The 13,093-nt window shown below is 70.0% G+C and carries 10 protein-coding genes; 6 read left to right on the top strand and 4 right to left on the bottom strand.

The genetic code is table 11. The features are described 5' to 3' along the window. The 4 genes from ACYVJJ_RS14235 to ACYVJJ_RS14220 all read left to right on the top strand — a co-directional run bounded on the left by ACYVJJ_RS14235 (nucleotide 1) and on the right by ACYVJJ_RS14220 (nucleotide 3,849). Nucleotides 1-441 carry an NfeD family protein gene (locus ACYVJJ_RS14235; RefSeq protein WP_460834538.1) on the top strand — a complete coding sequence of 147 codons (441 nt, stop codon included), beginning with the start codon at nucleotides 1-3 and terminating at the stop codon, nucleotides 439-441. Between the two features lie 138 nt (nucleotides 442-579). Continuing rightward, complete coding sequence (gcvT, locus tag ACYVJJ_RS14230) at nucleotides 580-1,683, top strand: glycine cleavage system aminomethyltransferase GcvT (protein ID WP_460834536.1); 1,104 nt, start codon at nucleotides 580-582, stop codon at nucleotides 1,681-1,683. 110 nt (nucleotides 1,684-1,793) lie between these two features. Then, entirely contained in the window at nucleotides 1,794-2,186 is a 393-nt protein-coding gene (gene gcvH, locus ACYVJJ_RS14225; RefSeq protein WP_460834535.1) for a glycine cleavage system protein GcvH, read from the top strand. A 1,075-nt stretch (nucleotides 2,187-3,261) separates the two neighbouring features. After that, the gene (locus ACYVJJ_RS14220) at nucleotides 3,262-3,849 is read left to right on the top strand and encodes a histone H1-like repetitive region-containing protein (protein WP_460834533.1); all 588 of its coding nucleotides are present in this window, start codon (nucleotides 3,262-3,264) and stop codon (nucleotides 3,847-3,849) included. 739 nt (nucleotides 3,850-4,588) lie between these two features. Here ACYVJJ_RS14220 and ACYVJJ_RS14215 read toward each other — a convergent pair. Further along, a complete protein-coding gene (locus ACYVJJ_RS14215; protein ID WP_460834532.1) occupies nucleotides 4,589-5,935 on the bottom strand; it encodes a serine hydrolase domain-containing protein in 1,347 nt (448 codons plus the stop codon). Between the two features lie 174 nt (nucleotides 5,936-6,109). After that, nucleotides 6,110-7,732 (bottom strand): GMC family oxidoreductase, encoded by a 1,623-nt coding sequence (locus tag ACYVJJ_RS14210; RefSeq protein ID WP_460834530.1) that lies wholly within the window; start codon nucleotides 7,730-7,732, stop codon nucleotides 6,110-6,112. Between the two features lie 86 nt (nucleotides 7,733-7,818). Here ACYVJJ_RS14210 and ACYVJJ_RS14205 point away from each other — a divergent pair, with 86 nt between their 5' ends. Both ACYVJJ_RS14205 and ACYVJJ_RS14200 read left to right on the top strand, forming a co-directional pair. Then, nucleotides 7,819-9,102 carry an NTP/NDP exchange transporter gene (locus ACYVJJ_RS14205; protein WP_460834529.1) on the top strand — a complete coding sequence of 428 codons (1,284 nt, stop codon included), beginning with the start codon at nucleotides 7,819-7,821 and terminating at the stop codon, nucleotides 9,100-9,102. Further along, nucleotides 9,099-9,971: a metallophosphoesterase gene (locus ACYVJJ_RS14200; protein ID WP_460834527.1), complete on the top strand. Its 873-nt coding sequence runs from the start codon at nucleotides 9,099-9,101 to the stop codon at nucleotides 9,969-9,971. Before ACYVJJ_RS14205 ends, ACYVJJ_RS14200 begins: the two co-directional genes overlap by 4 nt. A gap of 3 nt (nucleotides 9,972-9,974) precedes the next feature. Here the strand turns inward: ACYVJJ_RS14200 and ACYVJJ_RS14195 are convergent, their stop codons facing one another. Both ACYVJJ_RS14195 and ACYVJJ_RS14190 read right to left on the bottom strand, forming a co-directional pair. Then, nucleotides 9,975-10,439 (bottom strand): hotdog fold domain-containing protein, encoded by a 465-nt coding sequence (locus ACYVJJ_RS14195; protein ID WP_460834525.1) that lies wholly within the window; start codon nucleotides 10,437-10,439, stop codon nucleotides 9,975-9,977. Between the two features lie 64 nt (nucleotides 10,440-10,503). Further along, the gene (locus ACYVJJ_RS14190) at nucleotides 10,504-12,978 is read right to left on the bottom strand and encodes an acyl-CoA dehydrogenase (protein ID WP_460834524.1); all 2,475 of its coding nucleotides are present in this window, start codon (nucleotides 12,976-12,978) and stop codon (nucleotides 10,504-10,506) included. Nucleotides 12,979-13,093 lie beyond the last annotated feature (115 nt).

Raw genomic sequence — 13,093 nt, 5'->3', positions numbered from 1 at the left:
GTGCGCTGGGGTTTCGAGGCCACGGTCTGGGCGGTGATCGCGGTGGTGCTGATCGCCGCCGAAGCGATCGCGCCCGGTGCCTTCCTGCTGTGGCTCGGCGTCGCGGCGGCGGCGGTCTGCGTCATCGTCATCGTGCTGCCGGAGACCCCGTTCGTCGTGCAGGGCATCGCCTTCGCGGTGCTGAGCTTCCTCGCCATCCGCTTCCTGCGCCTGCGCTGGGCCGGCCAGCAGCGCGAGACCGACCAGCCGGCCCTGAATCGCCGCGCCGAGCAACTGGTGGGACGCGTCGTGCCGCTGCTCGAGGCGATCGAGCATGGCCGCGGCCGCGTGCAGATCGCCGATGCGTTCTGGGATGTCGAAGGGCCCGACCTTCCGGCCGGCAGCCGCGTGCGCATCGTGGGCGCGCGCGGCATGACGCTGCTGGTGCGCGCACAGGGCTGATCGCCCGCGCCGCCGCGCGTCGTCGCGGCCGGTGGCCTGACGGCGATCGCCGCTCGCGAACCCGGCCATACGGCGCCGCCCCGCACCGCGGCGCGGCTCGGCGATAATCGCGTTCCCTCACGCCGCGATCCGTCCGCCATGCCCAGCAAGACCGTCCTCAACGACGCCCACCGCGCCCTCGGCGCCAAGATGGTCGACTTCGGCGGCTGGGACATGCCGATCAGCTACGGCTCGCAGATCGAGGAGCACCACCAGGTGCGCCGCGACGCCGGCATGTTCGATGTCTCCCACATGACCGTGGTCGACCTGCGCGGCGAGCGCGTGCGCGACTTCCTGCGCCGGCTGGTGGCCAACTCGGTCGACAAGCTCAAGAAGCCGGGCAAGGCGCTCTACACCTGCATGCTCAACGAGCAGGGCGGCGTGATCGACGACCTCATCGTCTATTACATGGACGCGACCTTCTTCCGGCTGGTGGTCAATGCCGCCACCCGCGAGAAGGACCTCGCCTGGATCCGCGAGCGGGCGCTCGACTTCGGCGTCGAGGTCACCGAGCGCGCCGACTACGGGATGATCGCGGTCCAGGGCCCGACGGCGCGCGCGAAGGTCATCGGCCTGCTGCGCGAGTCCGACCGCGCCTCGATCGACAGGCTCGCGCGCTTCTCCGCGGGCAGCGCGTCGACCGACGACGGCCTCGAGGTCTTCGTTGCGCGCACCGGCTACACCGGCGAGGACGGCTTCGAGGTGCTCGTGCCCGAAGACCGCACCAGCGACTTCTGGGATCGGCTGCTCGACGCCGGCGTCAAACCCGCGGGCCTCGGCGCGCGCGACACCCTCCGCCTCGAGGCGGGCATGTGCCTCTACGGCCAGGACATGGACGAGCAGATCACGCCGTACGAGGCGGGTCTGGCGTGGACGGTGTCGATGGACGAGGGCCGCGATTTCATCGGCCGCGCCGCGCTCGAGCGGCAGCTCGCCGAAGGCACCGCGCGGCAGATGGTGGGCCTCGTGATGGACGAGAAGGGTGTGCTCCGCCATGGGCAGCGCGTGCTCACGGCGGCGGGCGAAGGCGAGATCCTCTCCGGCACGTTCTCGCCGACGATCGGCAAGGCGATCGCGCTCGCGCGCGTGCCGGCGGGCGAGCTCGGCGACGTGCGCGTGGACATCCGCGGCCGCGAGGTGCCGGTGCGCGTGGTGAAGTATCCCTTCGTGCGCGAGGGCGCCTGCCTCGTCCCCGATGCCTGATGCGTCATCGATGCCGACCGGCGGCTGCCGCGCCGGCATCGCGCCGCTACACTAGCGCCGCGTCGTACCCCCACCTGCCCACGCACACCTGCCGCGCACCCGGAGCCCCCATGAGCGAGATCCCTGGCGACCTGAAGTTCCTCAAGACCCACGAATGGGCCCGCGTCGAGGGCGACGGCAAGGTGACCGTCGGCATCTCCGACCATGCGCAGGGTCTGCTCGGCGACCTCGTCTATGTCGAACTGCCGGGCGTCGGCGATCGGGTCGAGGCGGGCAATGCCTGCGCCGTCGTCGAGTCGGTCAAGGCCGCTTCCGACGTCTACGCACCGGTGAGCGGCAAGGTGCTCGCGGTCAACACCGCGCTCGCCGACAAGCCGGAGACGATCAACGAGGACGCCTACGGTGAGGGCTGGCTGTTTACCCTGGAGATCGAGGACGCCGAGCAGCTCAACGAGCTGCTCGAGCCCGACGACTACGCCGAGCAGCTCGACGACGACCACTGAGTCGAGAGCTCAGGCGTCACCTTCGGAAGGCCGCGGAACTCCGCGGCCTTCTTCGTTTTTCCCTTTGCGAACGGCGTGCGTGGCGCGATGGACGCCAGCCCGGCCGTGAGCGGCACGCACCCGACATGACGTGGTCGCGCTCGCGAGCGATCGCGAGCGCCGTCGATGTCGGCACCCGGGCATCGTCCGGCCGGCCATCGCCATCGCCGAGGACGCAGCCGGCATGCGCGGGGTCGCTCTCGGAACAGACGTTCGATGTGGTGCTCGGCAGCGCGATCCGATGGCGCGCGCCGGTGATGCACCGCACGCCCGACGCGTCGCGATGCAGCCGCTCGGCGCTCGCGAATGCGGCACACCACCGGTTCCGCGCCCGCGCGGAGTTCGCGCAATTTTGCGCATTCGGGCTTGTGCGACGCGCAAGCAGGTCGGTTTTCTTCGCATGACGCACACGTCGCCGCAGTGCTCCGTTGGGCTGCCGTTGGGGTTCGCCGCGAGCGCGCGTCGCGAGCGTGTGCGACGGCGTGCACGGAGCGGTGCATGAAAAAAACCGCTGAAAAAAAGTGGTTTCTTTTCTGCGTCGTCCATCGCGGCGAATCGACGACGCGCGGCATCGGCGACATCGTCGTCGGGCCGAGCGGGTGATCGGACGCCGGGTGCGAGCACGCGGTGCGAAAAAAAATGTTCCAAGTTGTTGACACACCAAAAAACCGTGATTAGGTTTCGCCCCAGCAGCGAAACCTGCGAAAGCGAGTGATCAAATCAGACGCGACAACGCGCACCACAAAACGGACCTCCGCCCGGCGACAGATGACGGTGGACGCAGGATCCGTTTCCCTCGCGAAAACGCACCACGCACTTCCGACAGCCCGGCTCGCCCTTGGCGAGGCGGGCTTTTTCGTAAGCGCATGCGTGCTGCAGACCAGACAGGTGCTGTCGATTTCGGCGGGCGTTCCGATGTCCCGCCGTCGCTTCCGTCCTTCCCTCCATCGGAAGGGCGGTCAGTCGCCGGGCTGTTCCCGCGACGTCGTCTTGAACTGGGCAATACCCCGATAGACCACTAACGAGGAGCCACCCCATGGCCACGAAGAAGGCAACGAAGAAGTCCGCGTCGAAGAAGTCCGCCACGAAGAAGGCGGGCGCGCGCAAGTCGACCGCCGCCAAGAAGGCGACCGGCGCCCGCAAGTCGACCGCCAAGAAGGCGACCGGCGCGCGTAAGTCGACCGCCAAGAAGGCCACCGCCAAGAAGACCGGCGGCGCCCGCAAGTCGGCTGCCAAGAAGGCGACCGGCGCCCGCAAGTCGACGGCCAAGAAGGCCGGCGCGCGCAAGTCCACCGCGAAGAAGGCGACCGCCAAGAAGACCGGCGGCGCCCGCAAGTCGGCTGCCAAGAAGACCGGCGGCGCCCGCAAGTCGGCTGCCAAGAAGGCCGGCGGCGCACGCAAGTCGACCGCGAAGAAGGCCGGCGCGCGCAAGTCGACCGCCAAGAAGGCCGGCGGCGCGCGCAAGTCGACCGCCCGCAAGTCGGCCGCCAAGAAGGCCGGCGGCGCTCGCAAGTCGACGGCGAAGAAGGCCGGCGGCGCGCGGAAGTCGTCCTCGCGTCGCACCCGCAACTCGGCTGACGCCAGCCCGATGACGATGCCGGCCACCCCGGCGCCGATGATCTAAGAAGAAACAGACCCCGGTTATCGCGACACCCGACTCTCTCCCGCGGCCCAGGCGGGGGAGAGTTTTTTTTGCGCTTTCCTCGGACGGGTTCGTCGGCAAAGCATTGCCGCGCAGCTTGGCTCGGCGGGGTTCGCGATGGTGGTAGCGATGGCGGTCGCGATCGCGAAGGCGCTGTGGGACCGGTGATCGGGGGCGAACGAGACGGTCGTCGTCGTCGCGCGCGCGTGGGCACGACGGGTGTCTCAAGCGGCAGTGGCACGATGCAGGACGTCAACCACAGTTTGGAGACCTGTGACTGCAGTGCGCCGCTCGTGCTCGGCTACAGCGCTGCCGATCCGAGGGTCCGGGACGGCGCGAGAAACGCCGTATTCGGCATGACGAGCCATCCCACCTGCCGGTGGGGCGACGGGACGTGCGGATCACGTCGCGTGCCGCGGCTGTAGGCGATCGTCGCGACCACCGACCACCGACCAGTAGTCACCGATTACCGTAGAACGGCTGCCGAGCATCCGCGCCGATCACGCACCCGTTGGACCGTGATCGCGACGCTCCGGCCAAGCGGAGGCGAGCGCCCCGCACGTAGAGGGATGTGCCAGAGTCCTCGGAGCGACGGCTCGGCCCGGACTCCTCACATCACGGCAGCTGAAGCACCGATGCGTCCGACGACCCGGGCGCCCGCCTTCGCGCAGAAACAAAAACGGCCGGCATCGGCCGGCCGTTTTCCGACCCGCCAGTAACCTCAGTGCGGCGCGGCGGTGGACTTGGTCGCGGTCGTGCCCGGCGCGCCGTCGGCCTCCTGCTGCACGTAGAGCGTCGGCTCGTCGAAGTCGTCGCGCATCCAGCGGCTGCCCGGGATGCCCAGCGCGCGGTCGAGGATCGTCGGCACCAGCGCGCTCGGGAGCGAGCTCTCGCTGTTCCACATCAGCGCCACGGCGAAGTCGCGGTCGGGGAGGATCGCCACCGCGCCGCGGTAGCCCTGCACCGCGCCGCCGTGGAAGACCAGCTTGTTGCCGGAGTAGTCGTAGACGCGCCAGCCGATACCGTAGCCGGCCGAGTTCAGGCGCTCGCGGCGCCAGGCCGACGCACGCGTCTCGCCGGGGGTGTCCACCAGTGGCTGGTGGAGCGTGGCGAGCAGCGGGGCCGGCAGCACGTCGGGGCGATAGCCCGTGTGTGCGAGCAGCCACTGCGCCATGTCACTCGCGCTCGCGTTGACGCCTGCGGCCGGCAGCACCTGGTAGTAGGTCGACTTCGGCTGCACCGACACCCAGCCGCCGCGCGCATGCACGTGCGGACGCGCCCAGCGCGGGCTCGCGAGGATGCCCTCCAGGCCGACGCTCGCGTCGTTCATGCCGAGCGGCTTGAGGATGCGGCGCTGCACTTCCTGGCCGTAGAACTTGCCGGTCGAAGCGAAGACGACGTCGCCGATCAGGCTGAAGGCCACGTTCTGGTAGGCGTAGCAGGTGCTCGGCGCGCACTTGAGCGGCGCGTTCGCGAGGCGGCGGGTGAGCGTCGGGTAATCGACGTAGGCCTCGAGGTCACGGTCGAAGGCATTGCGGCCCAGGCCCACGCGATGGCTCAGCACGTCGGCGACGGTGACCATCTGCGAGGCGTTCGGATCGCTCAGGCGGAAGTCGGGCACGTACTGCGAGACCTTGCCGTCCCAGCGCAGCGAGCCGTCCTGCACGAGCAGGCCGGCGAGGGTGCCTGCGAAGCCCTTCGACAGCGAGGCGAGGCGGAACACGGTGTGCGCGTCGACCGGCTCGGCGGCGGCGACATCGGTAATCCCGTAGCCGCGTGCACTGACGACACGACCCTTGTGCACGATCGCCATCGCCAGGCCCGGCACCTTCTGGCCGGCGACGAGTGTCTGCGCCAGGCTCTCCATCTGCGCGACGTTGAACTCGGGCGCGATGGGCAGCGGATTGCGCACCACCGCCGGCATCGCCGGGCGCGTCGCCGCGGCATTGCCCGCGGACCACGACGTCTGCGCGCCGGCACCCGAACCCAGTGCCATCGGCAGCAGGAACGCGAGCGCACCGACGGACCAGGTGCGACGGGCGACGGAGCGGGGAGCGGCGTCAGTCATGGGCGGGGCTTTCCACAGGACATTCACGAGGATCGATCATAACGCCGTGCTCACGTCCCGCTACAGAAACAGCGTTCACGTTTCTGTTTCTGTTGGGTTTAGTGATGTCACGCCGGCCGCTTTCACACGCGCGTCCACAGTTGCGGGCGACAGGGCACGGCGCTGAACGGCAATTCAGGCGTGAATGCTGTTCGCGATTCGTGAGGATTCCGTAAAGGCGGCCATGCGGATGAGCTCGGCCGCGCGCTCGGCGATCATCAGCGTGGGTGCATTGGTATTGCCGCCGACGATGCGGGGCATCACCGAGGCGTCCACCACACGCAGGCCCTCGACCCCGCGCACCCGCAACTCCGGATCCACGACGCTGCGGTCGTCGCGCCCCATCCGGCAGGTGCCGACGGGGTGGTAGACCGACTCGGCCTTCGCGCGGATGAAGTCGACGAGCTGCGCGTCGTCGAGGTCGTCACGCGCCGGTATGACGGGGCCGGCCCGGATGCCGTCAAACGCGGGCTGGCGGAGCAGCGCCCGCGACAGGCGCGCGCACTCCAGCATCATCCTCAGGTCGAAGCCGCCGTCGTCGGACAGATAGTTCGCGAAGATCCTCGGCGCGTCGCCGGCGCTCGCGCTCGCGAGCTCGATGCGCCCGCGGCTGCGCGGTCGCAGGTGGCAGGCGTGGATCGTGTAGCCGTCGCCGGGCAGGCGTCGCCGCCCGTGGTCGTCGAGCTGCGCCGGGACGAAGTGCAGCTGGATGTCGGGGCGGTCGTCGGGCGCAAGCGGCGAGCGGACGAAACCGCCGGCCTCGGCGATGTTGCTCGTGCCGATGCCGCGCCGCCCGCGCAGGTAGTAGTCGAAGGCGATGGCGAGGTCGCTCGCGCGGTCGTAGGTGATGCGGCGCGTGGCGGCATGCAGGGTGCAGATGTCGAGATGGTCCTGCAGGTTGGCACCGACACCGGGCGCGTCGTGCAGCACGCGGATCCCGTGGCGGCGCAGCATGCCGGCGGGGCCGATGCCCGAGAGCATCAGCAGGTGCGGCGAGTTGAGGCTGCCGCCGCACAGCAGGACCTCGCGCCCGGCGCGCACGTGGTGCGCGCGGCCGCGCTGCACGTAGGTGACACCGCTCGCGCGGCGGCCGTCGAAGGTGATGCCCGTGGCATGCGCCGCCGTCTCCACGACGAGGTTGCGCCGCTGCCGGACCGGATGCAGGTAGGCCACCGCGCTCGAGCAGCGCGCGCCGTCCTTCTGCGTGACCTGGTACAGCCCCAGTCCCTCCTGCGTGGCGCCGTTGAAATCCTCGTTGCGCGGATAGCCCGCCTGGACGCCGGCCTCGATGAACATGCGCGAGAGCGGATTGACGTGGCGCAGGTCGGCGACGTGCAGCGGGCCGGCGTCGCCATGCCATTCGCCGGGGCCGCGCGTATTGCACTCCGCGCGCAGGAAGGCCGGGCGCACCGAGGCCCAGTTCCAGCCGTCGGCGCCGTCGGCGGCCCATTCGTCGTAGTCGGCGGGGTTTCCCCGCACGTAGCACATCGCATTGATGGAGCTGGAGCCGCCGAGCACGCGGCCGCGCGGCCACCACAGGCGACGGTCGCCCAGCTGCGGTTCGGGCTCGGTCGCGTAGTTCCAGTTGATGTCGCGCCGCGTCGCGAGCTTGGCGAGGCCCGCGGGCATGTGGATGTACGGGCTGCGGTCGGCGGGACCGGCCTCGAGCAGCAGCACGCGTACGTCGGGGTCGGCCGAGAGGCGGTTGGCGAGCACGCAGCCGGCCGAGCCGCCGCCGATGATGATGTAGTCGTACATGCACCCCTCCTGCGGCGAGCATACGGGAGGTGGCGGCACGCCGCCGCGCGGAGTAGGGTGCGCGCTTTCCCCGGCGGTCGACCTCCGTGAACCCATCCGACGGCGGGCGTGTGCGACATGGCGAATGGCCGGCCCTCGCCGTGTCGCTCGCCTACTTCTTCTGCGTGCTGACGGCCTACTACGTGATCCGTCCGCTGCGCGAACAGCTCGTCGGCGCCGTCGGTTCCACCCAGCTGCCGTGGTTCTACGCGGCCACGTTCATCGCCACGCTCGCGCTCACGCCCCTGTTCGCCGGCCTGGTCTCGCGCTGGCCGCGCCGCGTGATGGTGCCGGTGGTCTACGGCGTGTTCGTCGCCTGCCTGCTCGGCTTCGTCCCGCTGTTCCTCGACACCGCGCTGCTCGGTGCGCGCACGCTCGGCATCGTGTTCTTCGTCTGGGTGAGCGTCTTCAACCTGTTCGTCGTCTCGGTGTTCTGGATATTCATGTCCGACGTCTGGACACCCGTGCAGGCGCGCCGGCTCTTTCCGATCATCGCGCTCGCCGGCACGCTCGGCTCGCTCGTCGGGCCGGTGCTGACGCGCTCGCTCGTCGAGGTGATCGGGGTCGCCTCGCTGCTGCTCGTGTCGGCCGGGCTGCTTGCCGCCGCGACGCTGCTGTCGGTACTGATCGGGCGATGGGCGCGCGACCATACGCGGATGGCCGGGCTCGACGATGCGCCCCTCGGCGGCGGGATGTTCGACGGCCTCAAGCAGATCATCGCCACGCCCTTCATGCGCTACATGGCGATCCTGCTCATCCTGTCCGACGGCATCGGCGGCGTGAACTACGCGCTGCTCGCCGACTATGCGCGTGCGACCTTCGCCGACGAGGCCGCGCGCACCGCCTTCTTCGCGACGGTCGACCTCTACACCAATGGCATCATCATCGGCCTGCAGGCGCTGATCACCTGGTGGCTGCTGCCGCTGCTCGGTCCCGGCCGCATCCTGATCGTCTGGGCCTCGATCGCGATGCTGGCGCTCGGGGTCGTGGTGGTCGCCGCTGATCCGTATGCCGCGGTGCTCGCCGGGATGCCGGCGGTCGCGATCGCGACGATCGTGAGCCGCGCGCTCGCCTACGGCATGGCCGAGCCCGCGCGCCATGCGCTGTTCACGCAGGTCGCGCGCAACGAGCGCTACAAGGGCCAGAACGCGGTCGACACGGCCGTCTGGCGCTTCGGTGATCTGGTGGTCGCAGTGCTGATGAATGCAGGACGCGCGGCGGGCGTCGGCGTCGCCGGGTTCGCGGCGCTGGGTGCCGGGGTCGCGGCCCTCGCGGCCGGTATCGGCTGGCGCCTGTCGCGGTCCGGTGGCGAGCGAATGCGCAACGCATGAGGCGCTTCGTCGACGTCCTGCGACGCCGGCCCTGGCTGCGACGCACGCTCATGCTGTGGATCGGGGCCGGTTGCGCGCTCGCGGTGTACGGGCTCGCGTGGGAGCCCACGCGGCTCGTCGAGCGTCCGCACGAGATCGCGCTGCCGCGCTGGCCGGCCGCCTGCGACGGCCTGCGCATCGACCACATCACGGACGTCCACACCGGCTCGCCGCACAACGGGCTCCGCAACCTCGATCGCATCGTCGACCGCCTGGTCGCCAGCGATGCCGAGGCGGTGGTGATGACCGGCGACTACGTGATCCTGAGCGTGCTTCTCGGCACCTACGTCGGGCCGGAGCCGATCGCCGAGCGCCTGCGGCGGCTGACCGCGCGCAAGCCGGTGTACGCGGTGCTCGGCAACCACGACTGGTGGAAAAACGGCGCGCACATCCGTCGCACGTTCGAGGCGGCGGGCGTGGTGATGCTCGAGGACGAGGCACGCCACGTGCGCCTCGGTGGCTGCCCGCTGTGGATCGTGGGCATCGGTGACCTCTGGGAGACGCCGCACGACGTCGGCAAGGCCTTCTCGACGGTGACGGGCGGCGACCCCGCGATCGCGATCACCCACAACCCCGCGCTGTTCCCACGCCTGCCGCCGCGCGGCGTGCTCATGCTCGCGGGCCATACGCATGGCGGGCAGATCTCGCTGCCGGGCGTCGGCCAGCCGGCGATGTGGGGCAAGGGCGAGGAGGGGCGCTACGTCGTCGGCCACTATGTCGACGGCGGGCGGAACCTGTTCGTCTCGCCCGGCATCGGCACGAGCATCCTGCCGGTGCGCATCGGCGTGCCGCCGGAGATCTCGCAGCTCACGCTGCGCGCTGCGCGCTAGGCATCACCGGGCAGGGCGCGGCGAGATCCACATCGCGACCGTCGCACGGAACACCGGCGTGCCCCGGGGGTCGCTGATCTCGACCTCGACCGGCACTTCGCGCGCGTCACCGGCATCGAGCGCGGCGGCGACGCGTGCGGTCGCCGTCATTCGGCCCACCGCCTTGTGCAGGTAGACCACCTGCATGCCCTTGGGGATCCATCGCATCGACGCCGGCACGCTGGCCTCGGTCGCAAGGCCCGCCGCCAGCTCGGCCGCATTGCACAGCGCGATCGCATGCACGGTGCCGATGTGATTCGTCACGCGACGCCGGTGCGCGAACGAGACGACACAGTGCCCCGGTGCGAGTGCATCGATGCGCGGTGCGATGCTCGCGAAGTAGGGCGCCTTCCAGCAGATGGCGCGCGAGAACAGCGCGCGGCCGAGGGGCAGGCGCGTCAGGCGCGCGTGCAGGTCGAGCAGGTGCATGTCCGGTCTCCGGATACGACGACGGCGGGCCGGAGCCCGCCGTCGCGTGGTGACGAGGTGGCGATCAGGCCGCGGCGCGCGGCGCCGGGCTCTCGACGAGCTTCGCGTAGCCCGCCGAGCGCAGCTCCTCGGGATCGAAGTCGTCGACGGCGATCGTGTCGATCGTGATGCGGCGCAGCTCCTCCAGCTGGCGACGCTCGTCGGCGGTGATCAGGCCGCGCTCGACCGCGAGCGACAGCTGGCCCGCGTAGTCGAGCGTGCCGAACTCGGCGGCCTTGATCGCCTTCTGGAACTTGCGCTCCACCGGCTCGGCGGCGATGACGGCGGCGAGGTAGCTGTTGATGCGGCCCGCGGGGTGGTTCTCGGTCGGCGCGAGGAAGGCACCGTGGCCGAGGCGGTCGCGGGCCTCGTTCGGCGTCATCAGGATCGACGCGACCTTGTGGCTCAGGCGATCGCTCGGGGCGACCGCGCGACGGCCGAGCGGGAACACCAACGCCCACAGCAGCCAGCCCACCGGGCGCACCGGGAAGTTGCGAAGCGCGGCCGACAGTGCAAGCTCGAGCTTGTGCATCGCATTGTGGAAAGACCACGCGAGCAGCGGCTGGTCGGCCACCGGGCGGCCCTGGTCCTCGTAGCGCTTGAGCATCGCGCTGGCGATGTAGAGCTGGCTCAGCACGTCGCCCAGGCGTCCCGACAGCGACTCCTTGAACTTGAGCTTGCCGCCGAGCAGCAGCATCGACGTGTCCGCCAGCAGCGCCAGCACCGCCGAGTAGCGATTGAGCTTGCGGTAGTAACGCTTGGTGTAGGCATCGCCCGGCGCGCTGCCGATCGTCGCACCGGTCAGGCCGTACCAGAACGAGCGGAACGCATTCGAGATCGCGAAGCCGATGTGGCCGAACAGCGCGCCATCGAACTGGCGCAGACCAGCCGCGCGGTCGGGGTTGTTCGCAGCCTTCATCTCCGCGAGCACCCACGGATGGCAGAGGATCGCGCCCTGGCCGAAGATCATCAGCGAGCGCGTCATGATGTTCGCGCCTTCGACGGTGATCGAGATCGGCGAGGCCTGCCATGCACGGCCGAGGTAGTTGCGCGGGCCGAGGATGATGCCCTTGCCGCCGTGGATGTCCATGGCGTCCTGGATGAGCTCGCGGCCCATCTCGGTGCAGTGGTACTTGGAGATCGTCGACGGCACCGCCGGCAGCTCGCCGCGCGCCACCGCCGCGGCCGAGGCCTCGGCGAGCGCGGTGATCGTGTAGGCATTGCCGCCGATGCGGGCGAGCGCTTCCTCCACGCCCTCGAAGCGGCCGACCGACAGGCCGAACTGCTTGCGGATGCGCGAGTAGGCGCCCGTCACCAGCGCGCCGATGCGAGAGCCGCCCGAGGCGGTGGAGGGCAGGGTGATCGAGCGGCCGATCGACAGGCATTCCACCAGCATCTGCCAGCCCTTGCCCGCATAGGCCTCGCCGCCGATGAGCTGGCTGAGCGGGATGAAGACCTCGCGGCCCTTGATCGGCCCGTTCTGGAACGTCGAGTTGAGCGGCATCGCGCGGCGGCCGATGTCGACGCCCGGCGTGTCGCGCGGCAGCAGCGCGAGCGTGATGCCGATGTCCTCCTTCTCGCCCAAGAGCCTGTCCGGGTCGTACATGCGGAAGGCGAGGCCGATCAGCGTCGCCACCGGCGCGAGCGTGATGTAGCGCTTGTCGAAGGTGAGCTTGACGCCGACCACGCGCGCGCCGTTCCAGTCGCCCATCGTGACGATGCCGAAGTCGGGGATGGACGTCGCGTCCGAGCCCGCCCACGGGCCGGTGAGTCCGAAGCAGGGGACCTCGCGGCCGTCGGCCAAGCGCGGCAGGTAATAGTCCTTCTGCTCCTGCGTGCCGTAGTGCATCAGCAGCTCGGCCGGGCCCAGCGAGTTGGGCACGCCCACCGTCGAGCTCACCACCGAGGAGATCGACGCCAGCTTCTCGATCACCTTGTGGTTGCCGAGCGCGGTGAAGCCGAGGCCGCCGTACTCCTTCGGCACGATCATCCCGAAGAACTTGTTCTTCTTGATGTAGTCCCAGAGCTCGGGCTGCAGGTCGGCATGGACGTGGGTGATCTCCCAGTCGTTGACCATCCGGCAGAGCTCCTCGACCGGGCCGTCCAGGAAGGCCTGCTCGTCCTCGCGGAGCGTCGGCTTGGGCTGCGAGAGCAGCACGTTCCAGTCGGGCTTGCCCGAGAACAGCTGGCCTTCCCAGCCCACCGTGCCGGCTTCGAGCGCGACGCGCTCGGTCTCCGAGAGGGGCGGCAGGATCTTCTTGTAGAAGCCGAAGAGCGGACCGGTGAACAGCGCCTGCCGCAGTGGCGGGATCAGCAGCGGGATGGCCACGACGCCGAGGGCGACCGCTGCGACGGTCGTCGCGGTGCGATCGGCCCCCAACAGCCAGCAGGCGACGAGGCCGGCGGCCGAGAGCGCCACCCACGGCGCGAGGCGCAGGCGGTGGTAGGCGGCCACGCCGCCGAGGATCAGCAGGACGAGGAACGGTGCGGCGATGCTCATGGAGCGCTCCAGCGGACGGTGCGTCCGCGCAGGTCATACGGTCTCGGGGTCGTGTCAGCCGGGCGATTCAAACGGCAGCATGAAACGCCTGACATACGGGCGAGTATGGTAACGT

The sequence above is a fragment of the Lysobacter humi (ex Lee et al. 2017) genome (assembly GCF_054781815.1).
Note: the sequence above shows the minus strand (reverse complement) of the source record. Positions and strands in the feature narration are given on the sequence as shown.